We start from the raw sequence: 266 nt of genomic DNA, 5'->3' as shown, positions 1-266 counted from the left end.
CTGCTGTCCGCCAGCGCATACTGACCGAGGAAGCCACTGTTATTGCCGGTCAGCGACACATTCGCACCATTGTTGATATCAACAGTCGAATCCGCCACACCGCTGAGGGCATTGGCAACCGCGCCGCTAACACCGTTCAGCACCAGATGGGAGGTGGCGGTATCCAGATTCACAGTAGCCGTCGAGGCTCCCAGATTACTGGCCTGCGTTACCGTTAATGCCCCTGTGGCACCGATATGGTGTGCGCCGCTAAAGCTATTCGTGCC

1 protein-coding gene is annotated in these 266 nt (G+C 57.9%); it reads right to left on the bottom strand.

Annotated elements, in window-relative coordinates:
• On the bottom strand, positions 1-266 hold a 266-nt coding region (locus tag V1952_RS22740; protein ID WP_420075658.1), incomplete at both ends, for a hypothetical protein.

This window comes from Yersinia sp. 2542 StPb PI, from assembly GCF_048593855.1.
Classification (GTDB): domain Bacteria; phylum Pseudomonadota; class Gammaproteobacteria; order Enterobacterales; family Enterobacteriaceae; genus Yersinia; species Yersinia enterocolitica_E.
This window is presented reverse-complemented; position numbering and strand designations above follow the sequence as displayed.